The organism is Aequorivita capsosiphonis DSM 23843, assembly GCF_000429125.1.
In the GTDB taxonomy this organism is placed as follows: domain Bacteria; phylum Bacteroidota; class Bacteroidia; order Flavobacteriales; family Flavobacteriaceae; genus Aequorivita; species Aequorivita capsosiphonis.
Genome location: NZ_AUBG01000007.1, coordinates 25726 through 47622, shown reverse-complemented (window position 1 = coordinate 47622; position 21897 = coordinate 25726). Strand labels below are relative to the sequence as shown.

Sequence of the window (21897 nt, the reverse complement as noted above, 5' to 3'; positions counted from 1 at the left end):
CTATTTATTTAAAGATTCTAGATAAGGAATGTACATTCTCACATCCTTTTTTATCATTGCAGTAACACCATCACCCGTTATAGTAGCCCCGGCAATAGCATCAACCTTATTATCTGTTTTGTTTTCATTTATAGGATCATTATTACCCTTTGCAACCGTAATACCTTTAAAGACATCTCCATTCATTACTTCTTCGCCTGCAAAGTCATCCATAAAATACCGTTGTTTAATCTCGGCTCCTAAACCGGGAGTTTCTCCGGCGTGATCAAAAAACACTCCATGAACCACAAATGACTTATCTATAGCGACAAAACCCCAAATGGCATCCCATAACCCCTTCCCTCTCATAGGAATTACATACAGTGTTTCACCATCTTTATCACCAACAAAAAGTGGTAATCTGCGTTGATAGTTTGGGTCCTTTGCTTTTTCTGCCTCTTTTTTAATATCGATCAAATACGCCTCTGGGTCTTCAGTCACTTTATCGCCTTGAATCACCAACTGCTTCGTAATATTTGTATCAAAAGCCGCTTCAACTTTATCGGTAGCAATAAATGCAACATCACCATCGCCATCATTATCATTAATACCCATAGCATAGAGAATGTTTTGCATTTTTTCAAAACGTTCATTTAATGTTATCTTACTCTTAAGCCCTTGTGCTACCCCGGCTAAAAGTGATCCAACTACAATAACCATGATCACCGCAAAGATGATGGTATATGAGTTTTTATCCGTGTTTTTTGCCATGATTACGCTGTTTTAACTTTTAAACGTTTCAGTCTCTTCTTAATATTTCCTTGTACTACATAATGGTCAATCGTTGGTGCAAATACGTTCATTAAAAGTATTGCAAGCATGACTCCTTCTGGATATGCGGGGTTGAAAACCCGTATCATTACAGACATAAACCCAATGAGAAAACCATATATCCATTTTCCTTTGTTGGTTTGCGCCGCCGTAACGGGATCTGTCGCCATATAAACAATACCAAAAGCAAGACCTCCAATGATCAAATGGTGCCAATACGTTTCGTTCATCAATGCATAGAAACTACTTCCTTCTTTAATCCAACCTTGATCAACTACACCGTTAAAGATAAGACCCATTGCAATAGCTCCAACAACTGCAGAAAGCATAATTCGCCAACTTCCTATTTTGGTAAAAATTAAGAAAGCGGCTCCTATAAGAATAAGGAAGGTGGATGTTTCTCCCACCGAACCGGGAATAAAGCCCCAGAACATATCCCAAAGACTATATATAGGTTCATGATTTTGTGCTAGACTTCCTAAAATAGTTTCACCCGAAATAGCGTCAGGCTGACCGGCCATAGCTTTTGCACCGTGTACCCAAACTTTATCTCCACTCATCCAAGTAGGATAAGCGAAAAACAAGAAGGCACGAATGGTTAGTGCTGGGTTAAGAATATTCATTCCTGTACCTCCAAAAACCTCTTTTCCTATAACAACTCCAAAGATTACTGCCACGATAAGCATCCAGATTGGAATATCTATCGGCACAATAAGTGGCACGAGCATTCCAGTTACCAAGTACCCTTCCTCAACCTCGTGTTTATTGATAATAGCAAAAATAAATTCAACACCAAGACCAACAACATAAGATACTATCACCAACGGTAAAACGGTCCAGGCTCCTAAAATAAAGTTATCCCAAGTAAAAAAGTTACCCAACGGATCTAAGCGCAGTGTTGCATCTATAGCAGCATAATGTTGGTATCCAGCATTGAATATTCCAAATATCAAACAAGGAATAAGCGCCATTATCACCGTATTCATCGTTCGCTTTAAATCGTCTACCGAACGAACGTGTGAGCCAGAATGTGTGGTTTCATTCGGGGTATATAAAAAGGTATGCAATGCATTGAACGCCGGAGCCATTTTGGTCCCTTTATACTTTTCCTTTAGCTTATGTAAATTCTGTTTCAATCCCATAGCGATTATCCTATTTCTTTATACATTAAATCAAGACCATTCCTGATGATTTGCTGATGCGGCTGCTTGCTCACGCAAATAAACTCGGTAAGCGCGAAATCTTCCGGAGCAACCTCATACATTCCCAAAACCTCCATTTGATCCAAATCCTGAACCATACATGCTTTTAGCATTTGCAGGGGATACATATCTAATGGAAAAACTTCTTCATAATTACCGGTAACAACAAATGCGCGGTGCTCTCCATTGGTATTGGTATCCAGATTATACTTTTTATTTGGGGTTAACCAAGAAAAAGTCAATGCTCGCGTAGTGGATATTTTATCAAAAACTGGTTTGTTCCAACCAAATAATTCATAATCGTCTCCTTCGGGAATTACCGTTACCGTATTGCTGTAATAACCCAAATGTTCTTTAGGTGAAATTTTTGTCCCAGTAAGCACGTCGCCACTAATTACACGTACATTTTCATTCTTCAAGCCAGAGTCATACAGAAATGTTGAGGCCTCTGACCCTATTCTAGTTCTATAATACTTTGGAGTTTTAACTTCGGAACCAGAAAGCGCAATAACACGTTCTGCGTTAAACTTACCAGTAATCAGCAACTCTCCAATAATCACAAGATCTTGTGGCGCAATGGTCCACACAACCTCATTTTTATTGACAGGACTAATTTTATTTATTTGAGTTCCAACATTTCCTGCCGGGTGCGGCCCAGAAACATTATGAAGCGTAATATCTTTTAAACCCTTAAAAGGAGAGCTTCCACTTTTGCCAACACCAACGTGCACCTGACCTTCAGTAAGCTTACTAAGTGCGGTTACCGCAGCTTGAAGCTCCTTTTCTTTTCCGTGTAGCGAAAAATCGGGATCGTTTGCCAACGGCGCAGTACTAAATGCCGAAATAAAAACATTACTAGGCACAATCTCTGTATCTGCAATTACGGCATACGGACGCTGCATGATAAAGGGCCAACAACCAGATTCCAACAAACGAGCTTTAATAGCCTCGGGGCTGGAAGCAGTTGGACTCAACACCCCAAAATCCTTAAAAGTATCTTGCGGATCTGCTTCAATAAGTAGGTTAGTAATTACACGTTTTGCACCGCGTTCTATTTTTGTAAGGGTACCGCTAACGGGGGAGACAAACTTTATAAGTTCGTTAGTTTTCGAATAGAAAATTGTATCACCAGCTTGTACGCTTCCACCTTCCTTAACCACCATTTTAGGAGTAATTAAATGGAAATCTGAAGGTCTGATAGCGAAAGTTCTAGAGCGTGGTGCGCTAGCTAGCGTCTTCTCTGCTTCGCCCTTTAAATTGATGGTAAGACCTTTTGTAATCTTAATGTCTTTGGACATGAATATGGATATTAATAATGCCTTTTTAACACCCTTCGTACCACCAAAAACTAATGGGCGGTTATTAAGGGAGCGCAAATTTATAAATTAAAACCACCATTGCACAACAAAAGCCTATAATTTTCAATGTTAAAAAAGTTGAATGTTCATTTAAAAGACTTTTAAATTCATAAACAAATGATTCGGTTTTAGCTCCTTTTCAAAAACCGAGTTTAAAAACGACACTATCGGCAATGATAAACACTCGAGCACATCAATTTCATTTCATTTTGGGATTAGCCTTGCAGAACCCATAGAACTGGAGAGCTGCCAAGATAAAAGCCGATGTATCAAAAAAGAAGCCTCCTGCTCCGAGATAAAAAATGCATTCTGCTTCGTTAAAAGTATGACATCCCCATTATTTCTTGCTTAGCAGGTTTTTAATTTCAATAGCATTCCTGGATAATCAATCTCTTCTATTTTTAACAATTAAAATTTCATCATCGGAGAATTCCAATCAGGGTAGATTGTAAACATAATAGAACATTTTATTATTTGGGTTTATGCGAAAACAGGTATGGCGTTTAAATACAACACCTCTCTTTTAATCTACGTATTGTTTCTTCTCAATACTTCCAAAAAAGATGCAAAATGCTGTTTAAGATAGCCGTTAATTTCAGCTGTAAGAATTTTGAAAACATCCCTACCCAAAATAAATATTGTTACGAAAGAGCAAGTTGGTCGTCTTACCTATAAAGGGAAAAATACAACAGATTTTCATGAAAAAAATATTCACCATTTTATTAATCACTTTTACAACATTAAATCACGCACAGGAAAAGACTCCTAAAAAAGTCCAAATTCCCTTTACACAAACCCCAAACGGACATATCATAATTCCGGCAAAAATTAACGGAATTGAAGGAAATTTCATTTTTGACACCGGAGCGGGAATCAATTTGTTGACCAAAAAGTTTGCAGACAAAGTTACTGATCTCGAAAAAACTCACCACTTCTACACAGGACACCGAGCGACAGGCGAAGAACTACAATCCGATTTATGGAATTCCAAAACTTTAGAAATTGGTGCGTTTAAGGCAGCCAAGGAAAAATTTGCAGTTTATGACATTGATTTTCCACTTGATGGATTAATTTCATTAACACCTTTTATGGACATGGCTATAACCATTGATTTTGAAAATAACATATTGAGCGTTGAATCAGAAAATTCATTATCCCAACTTATTGCAGATAAAGATTTTGAGATGCCAATCCAAATTAACAATGACCGCGATATTAGAATCGGAATTGCCACCACAATCAAATTGAATGACTCATTAGCATTAAATGTAAGTTTAGATAGCGGCGCTGGGTTTAATGTTTTTCGATTTAGTTCGAGATTTATGGAAAACCTTGGAATTGATCAAGAAAGTCTTGCGAGTGAATTTAAGCCAAGTATGTTTAAACCAGAAGTTGGAAATGAATATTACTATACCACATTATCAAAAATGACCGACATAAATAATAACGTTTCTGTAAATGATTTTAAGGCGACATTTATTGACGGTCTGATTCACGAAGGTATTATGGGTATCAATTGGATTGGAAAGAAAATCACAATAGATATTCCGAATAAAAGACTAATTGTGCAGAAGTAACTGTTCCCACTTGAGTGGATGACTCCCCCATCAAATGAAGCTAGAACCCTCACAACACCGAAGCCTTTAAATTCCATTAAAAACACAGCAATTAAAAGGCACAAAATTTGTTATCTTAGCTTTTTAAAATAAATTCATGTTAAAATCATACTCCACCACCCTGCTTTTATTGTTCATCGTTTCTCTTTCATTCGCTCAAGTGGAAAAAATTGAACCATCATACATCAGCACCATTCAGTTTAGAGGTAGTACAGACCAAAGCCAATTGCCTGTTATACGTCTTGGAGACCGGCTCCAACTTAGTTTTGATGCCCTTAATGGCGAAGAAGCAGATTTCTATTACACCATTACCCACCACGATTTTGACTGGACGCCCAGTGACCTTTCAAAAAGTGAATATTTAGATGGCTTTGACGAGATGCGCATCCAGAATTATGAGAATTCATTGAACACCCTTCAACTATTTTCACATTACGAACTAACCATCCCAAATAGAGACACACGACAAATTAAAAAAAGCGGGAATTATATTCTGAGCGTTCTCGACAAGAACGACGAGCTTATTTTCACACGTAGGTTTTTGGTTGTTGAAAATATTGCAAGCGTTGGAGTTGAAATAAAACGTTCTCGCGATCTAAAAGTGATTGACAAAAAACAGGTCGTGCAATTCAGCGTGAATTCACCTAACCTATTATTGATAAACCCAAAGCAAACGGTAAAAACACTCGTGCTTCAGAATAGCAATCTGAAAACTGCAATCACAGATTTAATTCCCCAATATACTATGGGCAATGAACTGATTTATAAATATGACAAAGAAGCTTCCTTTGGCGGGGGAAACGAGTTTCTTTCTTTCGACAATAAAGATGAACGTTCTGCCTCCAATGGGGTGCGAGCCATAGAATTAACTGATGTTTACGAAAACTATCTTTATACAAACATTCCAAGATACGATAGGCCTTATACTTACAATCCTGATATCAATGGAAATTTTGTAGTACGTAACGTCGATGCCCGCAACCAAGATATTGAAGCAGAATATGTGCGGATGCATTTCAACCTTCAGTATTACGATGATCTTGGCGACAAGGAACTACATGTTTATGGCAATTTCAATAATTGGACTATTGACGGCAGCACCTATATGAAATACGACTCCCAAAGTGATAGCTATAAAAACACTCGCCTCTTTAAACAAGGCTTTTACGACTATAAATATGTAGTTGTAAACAGAGACGGCAGTATTGATGAAGGTGCCGTAAGCGGCGATTTTTGGGAAACTGAAAACGATTATTCGGTAATTGTTTATTACAGGGAATTAGGCGGCAGATATGACCGAATTATTGGAACGGGCTATGCAAATTCAACCAATATTTCCAATAACTAATTTCGGAGATATACTTTAATTGGTATAAGCTAGAATCTGAAACATTATTCATCTATTTTAGTAAGCGATGAAGCGCAAAAAAGAGAATCTTTCCAGCGGAAGAAAATCCTTGCAATACCGCGGAACAAAATGTTTGAATTGCGGCCACCCGCTGGACCGAAGTGATGTGTATTGCCCCAATTGCTCGCAGCTTAACAGCGACAAGCAACTTTCGGCAAAAGACTTTTTTGGGGAATTTATAAGCAGTATTCTAGTTTATGATTCCCGATTGCGCAAAACCCTGAAAGATCTTCTATTTTGTCCGGGAAAAATTACTAGGAATTATGTAGAAGGACAAAGATTAAAATACGCCAACCCTTTTCGCTTCTTTTTAAGTGTTTCTATTATTTATTTTTTAGCCACTGGATTGATTAATTTTTTCACTCCAAATGAAGAAATTGTCAGTAGAAATTCTGAAACAAAAATCGGTTTTAACGCAATGATGGATTCCATTTCTGCAAATACCTCACGAACAATTAGCTATGCAGACTCCATCAATAAGGAGAAGCCGTTGAAATATTATTCAGATAAAGAACTGGATGCTATGCCTTTCACTCAAAGTTACAAAGAAAGGTTCTCACTCTACAATGATTTTTACGAGAAACACAAAATAAAAAATGCCGGAATCGCACTGGACAGTCTACATCACAGGAACACGGCGGTAAATAGATGGGTTTATTCCAAAAACACAACGGTGGAAAAGATAAGCGAAGATCCTACAGAATTCGCGCAATATTTAATCACCAAAATACCCTTTTTTCTTTTCTTCTTCGCTCCACTATTTGCACTGTTTTTTTGGTTGATTTATTCTTGGAAAGAATACACCTATATGGAACATATGATTTTCATCTTTCATATATTTAGTTTCATATTTTTAGCTTTACTCATAGCAATAATCCCGGATTTACTAATTGGGAGTAAATTCTTCATCAGTTGCTTCTTTCTTTTTATTGGTCCATTTTATTTCTATAAAGCATTGCGGAATTTTTATCAGCAAAGCAGGGTGCTAACTTTATTAAAATTTGTATTTTTAAGCACTGTATTCGTAATAGGATTAACTTTTGCCGCAACAATTTTTGTGGTAGCAAGTGTAGCGATTTATTAAAATAAAATGGTACAACAAGTAACACAAGGAATTAGGATCTCGGTAAAAACCGAATTTGATGGCACATTTTGCAAAAATCGCAAAGTGCAATATGCTTTTGCTTATACCATAACTATTGAGAATCAAAGTAAGGACACCGTGCAACTTACTTCCCGTTGCTGGAAGATCAAAGATTCTTTAAATAAAACACAAATTGTAGAAGGCGAAGGTGTTATAGGTGAAAAACCAATTCTAAAACCGGGAGAAAGACACTCATACACCAGCGGCTGTCTTTTAGTCTCACCTTTTGGCGCCATGAAGGGTTATTATAATATGGTAAATTTTTCTACAACCCGAAAGTTTAGAGTATCCATTCCACTCTTTAATTTGAGCGCACCGTTTTCTATAAATTAGAAGCCTCAGGACTAATGGCTAATGGCTAAAATACTGATTTATTGATCACTTCCTTCTGCAAATCTTCATAGCGCATTGCAACAATTTCTTTCTTTCTAACAATTTGGGTGATGCTCTTGGTTTTTACGAAACCTCGATCCATGATTAAATTACTGATTAAATCTCCTTCTCCCGCTGTTTTGTGAAATTCGAGTAAATCTTCATCAGAAGGACGAATTTTTTCGAATAAAAATTCTGAAAACCACTGTTCCCGTTTATTCTTTAAATCTTCGGGATACAAAGGGGAAGAAGACCAAATTTGCGGCGCGAGCGGCTCTTCAGAAAAATGATAGCTTAAACCATCCCAAACCAGTTGAAATAATTGAACACCTTGATTCCATTCAACCATAATAGCGGTAAATGGCTCAATATCATTAAAATCGTAAAGTTCAACCTCAGCCGTTAAATTTTCAGCTTTTAGGAAATCTTTTACCACCACTCCCCTACTTTTTCTATAATAGGGTTTTCTTTGATGTGCTACAAAGCCACCGTTCATTAAGGCAATCGCTCTTTTGCTTTCGCTTACGCCAATCCAAGTTCCACCTGCCAACGCATCTCTCGGATAAAGCAATTGGACTCCTTCTTCCATATATGTTTCCGGAGGGAAAGTTTCGCGTCCTGGAGCTTCATCGCGATTGGATGTTAAAATAAAACCATGGTTGGGCTTTGGAATAAAAGTAACGGTACACATTTTTTGTAATGAATTAATATGTGAAGCTACAAAAGGAAAGCTGAAAATTTCAAATTTCAAAGACCAAATTCCAAAAAAAACAATCGAGCTTATTTGGAATTTGGAATTTTGAGGTTTGGTGCTTTCATTTTAGGTTTTGGTGCTTCCATTTTTTGTACCTTTGCAATCTTCATAAACACAAAAAAATTAAAGTTATGGGAAATGGATTTTTTGAAGTACCAATCGCCGTAAATGAGCCTATTAAAAGCTATGCGCCGGGTTCTGCAGAACGAGAAGAAGTACTTGATACTTACAGAAAAATGTATAAGGCAAAAGTAGAAGTGCCTTTATTTATCAACGGAAAAGAGGTTAAAACAAAGGAAACCGCAACTATGTCTCCTCCGCACGATCATAAACACGTGTTGGGAACTTATCATAAAGCTACCAAGAAAAATGTGGAAGAAGCTATTTCAACCGCATTGGAAGCAAGAAAAAAGTGGGCCGTAATACCTTGGGAGCAACGCGCTGGAATCTTCCTTCGTGCTGCAGAATTGATTGCTGGTCCTTATAGAGCTAAGATCAACGCAGCAACAATGCTGGGTCAATCAAAAAATATTTATCAAGCCGAAATTGATTCAGCCTGTGAGCTTATTGATTTCCTTAGATATAACGTTCAGTATATGACCGAAATCTATGCTGAGCAACCAGAATCTACTTCCGCAGCCTGGAACCGAATTGAGTACAGACCTCTAGAAGGTTTTGTATATGCAATTACTCCTTTTAACTTTACTGCTATTGCTGGAAACCTTCCTGCAAGTGCCGCTTTAATGGGGAACGTTGTTGTTTGGAAACCAAGTAACACGCAAGTGTATTCTGCCAAGGTTATTATGGACGTATTCCGTGAAGCAGGAGTTCCTGCAGGTGTTATCAATATGGTAATGGGCGATGCAGCTATGATTTCAGATACGCTTATGGCTAGTCCAGATTTCACAGGTGTTCACTTTACAGGTTCTACCACAGTTTTTCAGGGACTTTGGAAGAAAATTGGTGACAACATCACAAATTATAAAACATACCCACGTATTGTTGGTGAAACAGGTGGAAAAGATTTCATCGTTGCCCACAAAACTTCAGACCCGAAACAAGTTGCTACTGCAATGGCTCGAGGTGCTTTTGAATTTCAAGGGCAAAAATGTAGTGCGGCCAGCCGTTGCTATATCTCCAATAGTATCTGGGAGGATGTTAAAAAATATTTGATTGACGATATCCGTTCTTTTAAAATGGGAACTCCAGAAGATATGGGAAATTTCATTAATGCCGTTATTAGCGAAAAATCTTTTGATAAACTTGCAAGTTATATTGATGCAGCGAAAAAAGACAAAAGCGTTGAAGTAATAGCAGGTGGAAATTACGACAAGAGCAAAGGCTACTTTATTGAACCTACCGTTATTGTAGTAAAAGATCCAAAATACACCACGATGTGTACGGAATTGTTCGGACCTGTTCTTACAGTATATGTTTATGACGATAAGAAATGGGAAGAAACTTTGCAACTAGTTGATGAAACTAGTGAATACGCACTAACCGGTGCTGTTTTCAGTGAAGACAGATATGCACTTGAACAAGCTGTAAAAGCCTTGGAAAACGCAGCAGGTAACTTCTACATTAACGACAAGCCTACAGGTGCTGTTGTTGGGCAACAACCATTTGGTGGTGCTCGTGCAAGTGGAACAAATGACAAAGCAGGAAGCAAGCAAAACCTATACCGTTGGATTTCTCCAAGAATGGTAAAGGAAACTTTTGTTTCTCCTACAGATTATAGATATCCTTTTCTAGGATAATCAGATTCCGAAATAAATGTAAAAATCCAGTGAAGTAAGCTTCACTGGATTTTTTATTTTAGATTAAAACGTAAATTGATAACTGCTATTCATCAGGCTTCCTTCCAAAAAATCAGGTGAATTTTCCAAAAAAAACTCCATCCTGAAATTTTCAGGATGGAGTTTTTTGATCTCTATAATTTAAGTGCTACTGGAAAATCACAGATTCTCCAATCTTCGCATGCTGCGAGTTTTTCGCGTTGTTATTTGCCTTTACCACCATCACTACAAAGCTTAAATTTTGGGCATTGTAATCTGAAGGAACATCAAAGGTATAGCTTTTTTCGTATTCTTCGTATGCAGGTTTTTCAGGAATGGCATCTCCAAAAAGTCCGGAAAGTGAATTTCTTAAAGCATCCTCATGTTCGAAATCTACAATAGGATCTCCCATTCCATAATAAGGACTATTTTCATTAGCATCAAAATAGTTTGCCTGATCTGCAATAATTCCACTTTCTAATAAATACACTACCAATTTATCTCCTGGCTCCGTGCCATTTCTGTAAACTACTTTTGCATCTACTGTGAGCGTAGAACCATTAATTCGTGAATCGACAGCTATAGAAACATCGCTCTCTTTCCCCGCCAAATTTGTTACAATGCTATAATCATAAAAAATAGAATTAGGAAGTGAGTTCCATTTTTCTGTTCTGTTTAATTGCATCTGAGGAAATTCATTTGGAATATCAAATTCAGCCTGAAGATCAACAACTTGTGGAAAATGCATAGGTTCTACACCCAAGGATTTTTTGTGAATAGAAACTACCGAAACGTGATTGTTAGTCAAAACCTTAATGGAGTCAATAGCCGCTACAGCTTTTAAACAATAGCCACACCATGTACCAGTGTAATCTTCTAATACTACATTTCTTTTAGGCACATATACCGCAAAGTCTTTTACGTCCGTAGTGAATGTACCACCACTGAGTTCATATTCTGCATATACCTCAAAACTTCCTTCTGTGGAGGATGAATAGGTAAATCCAGAAATTGCTTGATCATTTATATAAAAAGTGGCATCAGAGGCTGTATTGTTTCCATCGGTATCCAATAACCCAAAAGTAATAGTCTGGTCGTTCATAGCTCGGCGATAGTCAACGGTTAATGCCCGCTCTGTATCGGAAAGCACCTCAAAGTTTAACATATTGCTAGTAGCATCTCCATAAACAGCCTTTACTTCAAAGCTTCCCGTGGTGTTAAACGTATAGGTAGATCCTTGAATTTCTGTTTCGTTCACATACAATTTGGCAGATGATGTATAGTCTTCACCATCACTGCCCATAACATTAAAAGTCACCATTTGCTCCAAGCCAATCACTTCTAATTCATTAGCGCCCATATCACTCGTAAGAACAATAGAAAGGTTGTCTACCGCCTCGCTGATGGGATCTTCTTTTTTACTACACCCTATTATGGCTATAAAAGCAAATAGGAATAAAATCTTAAAATAGGAAAGGTTTTTCATTTGAATAAATTTATTTTTAGGGATAATTATAATTTAAAAATCGACCAACTTCAATCGATCTTCGGTTTTATTAGTAAGTATTTATCTATAAGTGATTAAATAAAGTGCGCTAATATAAAGCATTTATAAAAAAAGGCACGGTTTTGGAATGTTAAATCCTTAACTTTCGGCAATTCAAAACTCAGTATTTCTTAAAAATAACTTAATATTGCTATTCATTAATTAATCCTATAAATTCTATTAGATGAAAAAATTACTCCCCCTACTATTGGTTATGGTTTCCCTTTGTGCTATTGCGCAGAATGAATTACCCAAAATAGACATGACCACCTTAGATGGTAAAACAATCAACTCCAGTGAATTATCTACAGACGACAATGTTATTATAATATCCCTATGGGCAACATGGTGTGTTCCTTGTTTAAAAGAATTAGATGCTATTAGCGAGATATATCCAGATTGGCAAGAAGAAACCAACGTAAAGCTCTATGCCGTTTCTATTGATGACAGCCGAGGCGTAAAGCGTGTAAAACCCTTAATTAACGGGAAAGGGTGGGATTACACTATTCTTTTAGACACCAACAACGATTTTAAACGCGCCGTAGGAGCCGCAACTGTTCCATTGACCCTCTTGGTAAAAAACAACAAGATTGTTTTTAGACATTCAGGCTACAGCCCAGGCGCCGAGTATGAACTTTATGAAAAAGTAAAGGAATTCTCTAACTTATAAAATTCTTTCCAACCAAACCTATATTAATGAAAAAAATTATACTTGGAGCCTTTATGTTAATGGGCGCCATATCCTTTTCGCAAGATAACGGCTACTTTTTTGGTAGCCTTGAATCAAACTCACAATGGCTTGTTCCCGATGATGGAATTGGTTTTGATGCGCCAGAGGATCGTTTTAGATCCAACAATTATTTACAGTTTAATTATTCGCTCGGAAAATTTACTGCAGGAATTCAATATGAATCCTATTTGCCCTCTGCATTATTGGGATATTCCCCAACTTGGGATAACCAAAATGGAATAGGAACCTACTACTTAAATTTTAAAAATGAGACCCTAGATGTTACTGGGGGTTATTTTTATGAGCAATTTGGTAGCGGATTAATTCTTAGAACCTGGGAAGATCGCCAATTGGGCATCAACAATGCTATGAAAGGAGTTCGTGTTAAATTTACTCCCACAGACAATCTTGACATTACTGGAGTTTTCGGCCAACTAAGAAATGGTTTTGACGTTTCTGAAGGGGTTATGCAAGGCCTTGATGCAAATGTAAATTTAAGTGGAATATTAAATATTGATGCGGTTGACCTTAAACTTGGCGGCAGCTATGTGGGCCGTTATCAATCAAATGGCCCCAACGACTCCATTCCGGCAAACATTAATGCTTATGGTGGAAGACTGGATTTTGTAGCAAATAATTTCTACGGAAGTGTGGAAGCTATTACAAAAGATCCAGATGTGGTTATCAACGAAGAGCAAGTAACTTCTCCTCAACTTTTTGACGGTACTGCACTTCAATTGAACCTAGGCTATGCCCAAAAAGGATTGGGTATAAACTCCACTTTTAGACGATTGGAAAATTTCAGTTTCTACGCAGATCGGTATGCTGAAGGAAATGTTTTCAATGAAGAGGTGGTAAATTATGTTCCCGCATTAACAAAACAACACGATTATCTACTCTCTAATATATATGTGTACAACGCACAACCACGATTACTTTTCAGCGATACCGAAAAAAGATCTGGGGAAGTAGGTGGACAAGTAGACGTGTATTACTCCTTTGATAGAGAATCAACATTAGGAAAATACGGTACTAAGTTAGCAGGTAATTTTTCATATTGGGCTGGTTTGGAAGCGACCTATAATGAAGCAGAACAAACCTACGACCCAAAATTTATTGGTAAAGGCGATCGTTATTTCCGTGATCTCAATATAGAGATAAAAAACCGTTGGTCATCCAAATGGAGCTCTGTTGCTACCTTTCAAGATGTAATTATAGACAAAGGTGTTACCGAAGGCGGACCGCTAGGAACCCAAGGAGACATTAGAGCACAAATTGCTGTAATTGAGGCTACACGCCGTTTTGAAGGTGGAAAAGCTTTGCGTATGGAGCTGCAACATCTTTGGATTGATAAAAGCAGAAAAAATGTAGATAGAAAAAATTGGGCTGGTGCGGTACTAGAGTACAATTTCAGTCCTGCATTTACACTTTATGCAGCCGATGCTTGGAACTATGAAGGCGAAGGCGAGATTCATTATTACAGCTTTGGAGGAAGTTATTCCAAAGGCCCTGCTCGTTTCGCATTAAATTATGGCCGTCAGCGCGGTGGTTTAATTTGCGTGGGAGGTGTTTGTAGATATGTACCTGAAAACACTGGCTTAACTGCCAATATCGTTGTTACTTTTTAATAAAGTAAGTTACAGCGAAAGCAAAATAAAAAGTGCCCGGAAGAAATCTTCGGGGCACTTTTTTTATCTAAAAGATTTAAGTTCTATTGAACGATAATCCTCGTGGTTTGTGTAGCTCCTTTTTCATTATTGAATTGAAGGATATAAGATTGAGAGCTTAGGTCTGACATATTTACATCCTGACGACCTGTTTCAAAATGCGCTTGTTTAACAACGCGACCTTGAAGATCGTAAACCTTCATACTAACCGGCTCATTCACATTAAAAACAAGGTTATTGGAAATAACGGTAGATTGGATCGTTAAATTAACCGTACTGTTATCCTTTACACCCAAAGTCGGGTTGTAACGATATGTAAATGTCAAAGGGGTTCCAATTTCAGTTACGCCATCCGCTTCATATTGGTGAAAAGCACAGATATAATCAATCACATAAGCACCATCACCTGGATCACCATTTAAAAAATGATTTCCAATTCCGGTGGTCTCACCCACAGCAATTATTCGTACCCCTGGAGTAGGTGGTGCCGTAAATCCTACTGCGACACCAGTATAGCATTGGCCGGCATAACAAATTTCAAACTGAGAGCCATCAGCATTAACAGCATCTACAAATTCAACTCTGGTGTAAATCTCTTCGGAAGGATTGTCATTCGTTACAAAAAAATCATAATTAGCTCCAGTATTATAACCATATGTTCCGTATTCTAGCACATCGCCGTCCTGAAGAATATCTCCATTCTCATTGGTCACGGTAAATTGAGCGTTTGCAATTGCTACCGATCCAATTAAGGCTAAAAAAAGTAATTTAATTTTCATTTTTTAAGTTTTTAGGGGGTTATTTCTATTAAGTTTATTTCTATGTCTTGCAAAAGTAAAGATATTTATTGCAATTCTTTGTCTCTTTAAGTATTCTCTTCCAGTAATTTAACACTTTTAAGACGATTCTCAAAGGGTTAATCTCTAAAAACAAGGAATTTATGCTCTCTAATTTATCAAAAAAATCTATAAGTGAATTTCTTCGTAAGTACAAATTTCCAGATAAACAGGAGTCAATTTCTTGGACTGCCATTAATCTTTAACATTTTTCTCGATAAATTCTATTCTCTCCATTAATGATTCTAGGAATTAAAACATTAAATTCGCCTTCAGACTTAACTTATTAAAAATCAGAAAAATGATTAAAAAATTATCCCTCTTTTTATCTTTTGCCTTGCCGGCAGCTGCCAGCTTTGCACAAACAATTGTATCGACCTCACCTCAAGATCAAAATGTAGTTCTTGAGGAGTATACTGGAATTCATTGCACATTTTGTCCTTCCGGCCACACTATCTCTAAAGGGCTCCAGGATGCTAATCCAGATAGAGTTTCTTTAATTTACATACATAATGGCGGGTATGCTGTTCCTGGAAACGGCGAGCCAGATTTTAGAACTCCATGGGGGAGCGCTATCGTAAACCAATCCTACTCTGGTTCTGGTTTTGGCTATCCGGCAGCAACTGTGAACAGACACGTTTTTCCGGGTCGCTCCATGGCTAGCGGAGGAGGAACTGCAATGGCAAGACCGTATTGGGTAATTTCAGCAAATGAAACAATGACAAAAATTTCTCCCGTAAACCTTGCCGTTGAAGCGAGTATTGATGTGCAAACCAATGTAATGACTGTTCACGTAGAGGGTTATTATACTAGTGACAGTCCAGAAGCTACTAATTTATTAAATATTGCTTTATTACAAAATAATACCATAGGACCACAAACAGGTGGCGGCGCAGGTAACAATTATGTGCATATGCACCGTTTAGTCGAAATGATAACAAGCCAATGGGGCGAGGTGATTAACAATACAACTGCTAATACTTTTGTAGACCGTACTTTTACTTATACCATCCCTACTGCATACAATGATGTACCAACCGTACTGGAGGATATGGAAGTAGTAGCTTATATTTCAAACACACATCAAGAAATTCCAACTGGTCATTCTGCATTACCTACATTTACTGGACTTACTATTGCCAATGATGCCGCACTTTTGGAAATCCCTGAAATAATATCTACTTGCGCGGATGAGTTTGGAACTGATATCATAGTCAAAAACCTTGGAATAGAGCCACTAACATCCATGGCCATTCAATATAGTATTAATGGAGAACCACACACCTATAACTGGACCGGGAACATCCTTTCACTTAGAAAGGAAACCATGAGTTTGCCTCCAGTAGATTATACTTTGAATAATGAAAATACTTTTGAAGTAACGTTACCGAGCGATGATAATAATTCTAATAACTCACTATCCACCACCTTCGAAAAAGCTCCACAAGGAACAGGGCTAGTAAACTTGGAACTTATTACAGATAATTGGGGATATGAGATGGGTTGGAAAATTCTAGATTCCAACGGAGACATTGTAGCTAGTGGAGATTCTCCTTACAGTAATAGTACAATTAACATAGAATTGTCTCTTGAGGCAGATTGTTATTCTATTGTCCTCACAGATAGCGGCAATAATGGCGGAACCACGGTAACCTTAACTGATTCTCAAGGCACGCAGCTTTTCTTTGCAGAAGGAAATTGGAGCAGCGATAGAAAAGGGAATTTTAGAAGTAATGGAGTTTTGGAAATAAATAAACTTGATACTGATAGGATTCAGCTTTATCCTAATCCAGCAGCAACAGAATTAAATCTGAGCAATGCAGAGAATACAACTATTGAAATCTATACTATTTTAGGAACCATGATCCTTTCACGGAAGAATATTTCAATAAATGAACAGATTGATATAACAAATTTTCAAAATGGAACTTATTTTATAAAAATTTCGAAAGACAACATTACATCAACTAAACGATTCTTGATTTCCAAATAGGGAAAGATATTATTGTTTTAAAACATAAAGATCGAATTATTATCAAACCCTTCCAATTCTCAAAATATTGGAAGGTTTTTTTTATAGCTAGTTATCAAAATATCGAAAAACACTTTTTACAGCGTTTAAAATACTGACACACATTATCTTATATAAAATTTAAAAAAAAATATTTTGAAAAAAGAGATCTTTTATTAGAATAAAAAATCCTTATAATTTTAACATTATTAATCTTAAAAACTGGTAATGACCTTGTTATAATAAATTATAAAAAAGTACATTTGTAACTACTATTAATTATTACAACAAACTAAAATACAAAATTATGTTTAAAAAACTACCCCTTAGCTTGGTTGTTGCGCTCTTTGCTTTTGCTTCTTATGGGCAAACAATAGTCTCAACTTCCCCGGAAAATCAAAACGTTATCCTTGAAGAATTCACAGGAATTCATTGTGTATATTGCCCAGATGGTCATGCTATTGCGAAATCGATCCAAGATGCTAACCCAGATAGAGTTTCTTTAATTAATATTCATGTGGGGGGTTATGCCGTTCCTGGCAATGGCGAACCAGATTTCAGAACTCCTTATGGAGCTGCCATTGTAGCCCAAACTGGGTTACAAGGATACCCATCAGGTACCATAAACCGTCACGTGTTTGTTGGTGGCAATACTATTCTAGATAGAGGGCAGTGGACATCACGTGCTAATCAAACTATGGCTAATGCATCAAATGTAAACGTTGGTGTTGAAGCAAGCATCGACGTAAACACAAAAATACTTACTGTACACGTAGAGGGATATTACACAAGTAATAGTCCTGAAGCTACCAATTTATTAAATGTGGTTTTGATTCAAAACAACACCAAAGGACCACAAACAGGTGGTGGTGCCGGTAATCAATATAATCACATGCACCGTTTGGTAGAAATGATTACTGGCCAATGGGGTGAAGAAATCGCTACAACTACATCTGGAACATTTGTAGATCGAACTTACACTTATCCAATTCCAGCGGACTACAACGGAGTACCAACGGAACTTGCCGATATGGAAGTTGTGGCATTCATCGCTAATACACATCAAGAACTGCCTAGTGGTAATAGAGCATTCCCTGCTTACACAGGCCTTACCAATGCAAATGACGCTAGCATAAGATCTATAACTGACATTCCTGCCACTTGTGATGAAGACGTTGCAGTAGAAATTAAGGTTGAAAACTTAGGGCAAGACCCAATAACTGCATTGGCTATTGAATATATCATTAATGGCGATTCAAATACCTACAATTGGACTGGTGAAATACTGTCTCTTCACAGTGAAACCATCGAGCTTCCTGAAACTTCTTTCACCCACCAAGCTACTAATTCCGTTGAAGTAAACCTTCCTGGTGATGACAACAACGCAAACAACAGCGCATCAACAAGCTTTGACCAAGCGCCAGCAGGAACTGGTACAGTTTATATGGAGTTGAACGTTGACAACCGCGGTAGTGATGTTAGATGGTACGTTTATGCCTCTGACGGCACTTCCCTTTACCGAGGAGGTCCTTATCCAAACGGCGCTCCACAAACAATTAACGAAACATTTTCACTTCCAGAAGACTGTTATGAATTCCGTATTTTAGATACTGCTAGCAATGGAGGTGGTTCAATAACACTTACAGATAGTGCTGGAACTGAATTATACTATACCAATGGTAATTATGGCAATGGAGAAAAATCTCCATTCTCAAGTAATGGCGTTCTAGGTCTTAACCAGAGTCAACTTGACAACATTAGCCTATATCCAAACCCAGCAACTTCAACAGTTAATTTGAAAAATGCTGAAGGCGCAAACATTCAGGTGTTTGATCTACTTGGAAAAATGATCTTCGCTATGGATACCATTTCTATGGATCAGCAGATTGACGTTGCAAAACTTCAAACTGGAACCTACTTTATGAAAATTTCCAAAGACAATACGATTACAACTAAAAGATTTTTAGTTTCTAAGTAATATAAATTCTTAATTATTCTGAAAAACCCCGACTTGATCGGGGTTTTTTATATCTTAACCCTTGCAGTTTTTTTTAACACTGGAAGGGTTTCTCGCTTATAAACATGCTAACTATTATGAAATATTCTATTGCTAACGAAAAAGCGGTTTTCAACGACCACTATAAAATGATTCAAGCAGAAGTAACCTTTGATACTTTTGATGGAAATAAAATAACCGCGAAAAGACTCGCTTTTGAACGAGGAGACTCGGTTGCAATTCTCTTGGTTGAAAAAGAAACGCAAAGCGTATTATTAACCAATCAATTCCGCTATCCAAGCTGTAAGAATAACGACGGCTGGCTATTGGAAATCCCCGCTGGTTCCTTGGAAAAAAATGAAGACCCAAAAGATTGTGTTATTCGTGAAACGATGGAGGAATTGGGCTATAAAATAGATAAGCCCGAACACATTAGCACGTTTTATGCATCACCTGGAGCGGGCACTGAAAGGATGTTTTTATTCTTTTCTGAAGTTTCACAAAAAGACAAAACAGAAAAAGGAGGCGGCGTTGATGACGAAAAAGAAGATATTCAATTGGTTAAACTCCCTATTGCCGAAATTGCTTCAAAAATTCTAGAATTAAAGGATGCCAAAACGATTCTTGCCCTGCAATGGTATCTTTTGGAAAGTCAGTAGTCAGTGGTCAGTGGTCAGTGGTCAGTGGTCAGTGGTCAGTTGGTAATTAAAATAAAAAAACCTAACAACAATATAGCGATTCAATCAAAATAAAAAACGGTTGAATCCGTCAACTTGCAACCTGAAACGTGGAACGTGGAACCTGAAACTCTAAACCTTGAATTTCAACGGTAAATGCACAAGGCTTTTGGTTTCAAAAAAATCTTCCTCAAAAAAATCGCTTAACGAATAAACCGTCGCTTTGGGAAAGGATTTAAGTTCCTCGGCCAAATCGCCTCCTTTTAAATAAAGAATCCCATTCTTGCGCTCGTGAAGACTCTTTTTGGCGATTTTACCCGCAACCCAATGTGTAAAAGTTTCCATTTGCGCTACTGCCCTGCTTACTATAAAATCATATTTTCCAGAAACATTTTCAACACGATCATAGATGGTTTTAACATTTTTGAGTTCTAAGCCTGCAACTACCTCATCTACTACTTTTATTTTTTTTCCAATACTATCAACAAGATGGAACGATACTTCCGGATAAAGAATCGCCAATGGAATGCCAGGAAATCCTCCACCAGTTCCTACGTCTAAAATTTTTGAACCTGAAAGTAAGGGCTGGATTTTCGCGATTCCTAGAGAATGTAGCACATGCCGAAGATACAGCTCCTCGATATCCTTTCGGGAAACCACGTTTATTTTTAAATTCCAGTCTTCATACAGATTTTGTAATAGCTGAAATTGATCTTTTTGATTATCAGTGAGTTGAGGGAAATACTTTAATATCAGTTCCATAATAATATTTGAACTGCAAAAGTATGTTATCTTTGCGAAAATTGTGATTTTGCACGGAGAGTTTTCCGAAAAAGATAACTATTTTTGTACGTTGGTGAGTAAAAACCTTCAGTTAAATAAAAATAAAGTTGACATATACAAATTTAGCATTTTCTAGAGTTGATAGCGCAAAGTTCTTTAGGACGCTAAACAAGCGCGTTAACGATTACTTTAAGGAAAATAATGTTGCCAAAACGGGAAATTGGAAGCTACACCTTAAAACAGTAATCATGTTTTCCATATATCTTACCCCCTATTTTTTAATGTTGACATTAAATTTTCCGTGGTGGGCACAATTGCTACTTACCATTGTAATGGGTGTAGGAATGGCCGGCGTGGGGATGAACGTGATGCACGATGCAAATCACGGAGCCTATTCTTCAAAAAAATGGATAAACAAGGTGATGGGAAGCAGTATGTATATTCTTGCCGGAAACGTTTACAACTGGCAAGTGCAGCACAACGTGTTACACCACACTTATACTAATATCCATGGCCACGATGAAGATTTAGAAGCGGGGAGAATCCTACGTTTTTCAAAACATTCAAAATGGCACAGATTCCATAAATTTCAGCATTATTACAGTTTTTTATTTTATGGACTATTAACCTTCAACTGGGTTCTTACCACCGATTTTCTTCAAACTAAAAGATATTTAAAGCGCAAGCTTTCCTACGGTAAATTTCCAAATCCATTTAAGCAATGGAGTATTTTGATTGTCACAAAGGTCATCTACTTGACCTTATGGATTTTAATACCCATTCTGTTTTTCAATATTGTATGGTGGAAAATACTAATAGGTTTCTTTATCATGCATTATGTTGCAGGCCTTATTTTAAGTGTAGTGTTCCAACTGGCACACGTGGTAGAAGGTACTGAGATTATGCTTCCAGATGAAACTGGAACGATGAAAAACACCTGGGCAATTCACCAATTATTTACTACGGTAAACTTTGCTACCAACAACAAAATTGTAAACTGGTACACAGGTGGCCTAAACCATCAAGTGGAACATCATATTTTCCCAAATATCAGTCATATTCATTATAAAAATATTTCGAAAATACTAAAGAGCACAACTACAGAATTTAATTTACCTTACAAAGAATACGAAACTACGCGCAAGGCAATTTTGGCACATTTCCGTCATTTAAAGGAAATGGGCTTAAAACCTGCAGTACCCTTATAATCAT

At 37.3% G+C, this 21897-nt stretch carries 18 protein-coding genes; 11 read left to right on the top strand and 7 right to left on the bottom strand.

Annotated features, from left to right (window positions below; translation table 11 throughout):
• Genes G440_RS0106425 through G440_RS0106415 form a run of 3 tightly spaced genes read right to left on the bottom strand, consistent with a single transcriptional unit; the run spans window position 1 to window position 3310 of the window.
• Entirely contained in the window at window positions 1-750 is a 750-nt protein-coding gene (locus tag G440_RS0106425) for a Na(+)-translocating NADH-quinone reductase subunit C (RefSeq protein ID WP_026450553.1), read from the bottom strand.
• A 2-nt stretch (window positions 751-752) separates the two neighbouring features.
• Complete coding sequence (locus G440_RS0106420; RefSeq protein WP_026450552.1) at window positions 753-1952, bottom strand: NADH:ubiquinone reductase (Na(+)-transporting) subunit B; 1200 nt, start codon at window positions 1950-1952, stop codon at window positions 753-755.
• A gap of 5 nt (window positions 1953-1957) precedes the next feature.
• Window positions 1958-3310 (bottom strand): Na(+)-translocating NADH-quinone reductase subunit A, encoded by a 1353-nt coding sequence (locus G440_RS0106415; RefSeq protein ID WP_026450551.1) that lies wholly within the window; start codon window positions 3308-3310, stop codon window positions 1958-1960.
• Between the two features lie 758 nt (window positions 3311-4068).
• Between G440_RS0106415 and G440_RS0106410 the strand changes: the two genes are divergently transcribed.
• From G440_RS0106410 to apaG, 4 genes are all read left to right on the top strand, one after another.
• Complete coding sequence (locus tag G440_RS0106410; RefSeq protein ID WP_026450550.1) at window positions 4069-4947, top strand: retropepsin-like aspartic protease; 879 nt, start codon at window positions 4069-4071, stop codon at window positions 4945-4947.
• 136 nt (window positions 4948-5083) lie between these two features.
• Complete coding sequence (locus tag G440_RS0106405; protein ID WP_026450549.1) at window positions 5084-6334, top strand: type IX secretion system plug protein; 1251 nt, start codon at window positions 5084-5086, stop codon at window positions 6332-6334.
• A gap of 67 nt (window positions 6335-6401) precedes the next feature.
• Window positions 6402-7478 (top strand): DUF3667 domain-containing protein, encoded by a 1077-nt coding sequence (locus G440_RS0106400; protein ID WP_026450548.1) that lies wholly within the window; start codon window positions 6402-6404, stop codon window positions 7476-7478.
• Window positions 7479-7484: 6 nt separating this feature from the next.
• Window positions 7485-7871, top strand: a complete 387-nt coding sequence (apaG, locus tag G440_RS0106395; protein ID WP_026450547.1) for a Co2+/Mg2+ efflux protein ApaG — start codon at window positions 7485-7487, stop codon at window positions 7869-7871.
• Between the two features lie 25 nt (window positions 7872-7896).
• Here the strand turns inward: apaG and G440_RS0106390 are convergent, their stop codons facing one another.
• Window positions 7897-8661 (bottom strand): NRDE family protein, encoded by a 765-nt coding sequence (locus G440_RS0106390; protein WP_342663960.1) that lies wholly within the window; start codon window positions 8659-8661, stop codon window positions 7897-7899.
• A 134-nt stretch (window positions 8662-8795) separates the two neighbouring features.
• Between G440_RS0106390 and pruA the strand changes: the two genes are divergently transcribed.
• On the top strand, window positions 8796-10421 hold the full coding sequence (gene pruA / locus G440_RS0106380; protein WP_026450545.1) for an L-glutamate gamma-semialdehyde dehydrogenase: 1626 nt from the start codon (window positions 8796-8798) through the stop codon (window positions 10419-10421).
• Between the two features lie 187 nt (window positions 10422-10608).
• Here the strand turns inward: pruA and G440_RS0106375 are convergent, their stop codons facing one another.
• Window positions 10609-11925, bottom strand: a complete 1317-nt coding sequence (locus G440_RS0106375; RefSeq protein ID WP_026450544.1) for an Omp28-related outer membrane protein — start codon at window positions 11923-11925, stop codon at window positions 10609-10611.
• Window positions 11926-12169: 244 nt separating this feature from the next.
• Here G440_RS0106375 and G440_RS0106370 point away from each other — a divergent pair, with 244 nt between their 5' ends.
• A complete protein-coding gene (locus G440_RS0106370; RefSeq protein ID WP_026450543.1) occupies window positions 12170-12655 on the top strand; it encodes a TlpA family protein disulfide reductase in 486 nt (161 codons plus the stop codon).
• A gap of 26 nt (window positions 12656-12681) precedes the next feature.
• On the top strand, window positions 12682-14343 hold the full coding sequence (locus G440_RS0106365; RefSeq protein WP_026450542.1) for a DUF6029 family protein: 1662 nt from the start codon (window positions 12682-12684) through the stop codon (window positions 14341-14343).
• An 83-nt stretch (window positions 14344-14426) separates the two neighbouring features.
• On the opposite strand, the gene G440_RS0106360 is transcribed toward G440_RS0106365, so the two are convergent.
• Entirely contained in the window at window positions 14427-15161 is a 735-nt protein-coding gene (locus tag G440_RS0106360) for a T9SS type A sorting domain-containing protein (protein ID WP_026450541.1), read from the bottom strand.
• A 358-nt stretch (window positions 15162-15519) separates the two neighbouring features.
• Between G440_RS0106360 and G440_RS0106355 the strand changes: the two genes are divergently transcribed.
• The 3 genes from G440_RS0106355 (at window position 15520) to G440_RS0106345 (ending at window position 19884) form a co-directional block, all read left to right on the top strand.
• Entirely contained in the window at window positions 15520-17211 is a 1692-nt protein-coding gene (locus tag G440_RS0106355) for a T9SS type A sorting domain-containing protein (protein ID WP_026450540.1), read from the top strand.
• Between the two features lie 325 nt (window positions 17212-17536).
• Window positions 17537-19207, top strand: coding sequence for a T9SS type A sorting domain-containing protein (locus G440_RS0106350; RefSeq protein ID WP_026450539.1), 1671 nt, complete (start codon window positions 17537-17539; stop codon window positions 19205-19207).
• A gap of 116 nt (window positions 19208-19323) precedes the next feature.
• Entirely contained in the window at window positions 19324-19884 is a 561-nt protein-coding gene (locus G440_RS0106345) for an NUDIX domain-containing protein (protein WP_026450538.1), read from the top strand.
• Window positions 19885-20034: 150 nt separating this feature from the next.
• On the opposite strand, the gene rsmG is transcribed toward G440_RS0106345, so the two are convergent.
• A complete protein-coding gene (gene rsmG, locus G440_RS0106340; protein WP_026450537.1) occupies window positions 20035-20664 on the bottom strand; it encodes a 16S rRNA (guanine(527)-N(7))-methyltransferase RsmG in 630 nt (209 codons plus the stop codon).
• 128 nt (window positions 20665-20792) lie between these two features.
• On the opposite strand from rsmG, the gene G440_RS0106335 reads away from it, so the two are divergent.
• A complete protein-coding gene (locus tag G440_RS0106335; protein ID WP_245574835.1) occupies window positions 20793-21893 on the top strand; it encodes a fatty acid desaturase family protein in 1101 nt (366 codons plus the stop codon).
• Window positions 21894-21897 lie beyond the last annotated feature (4 nt).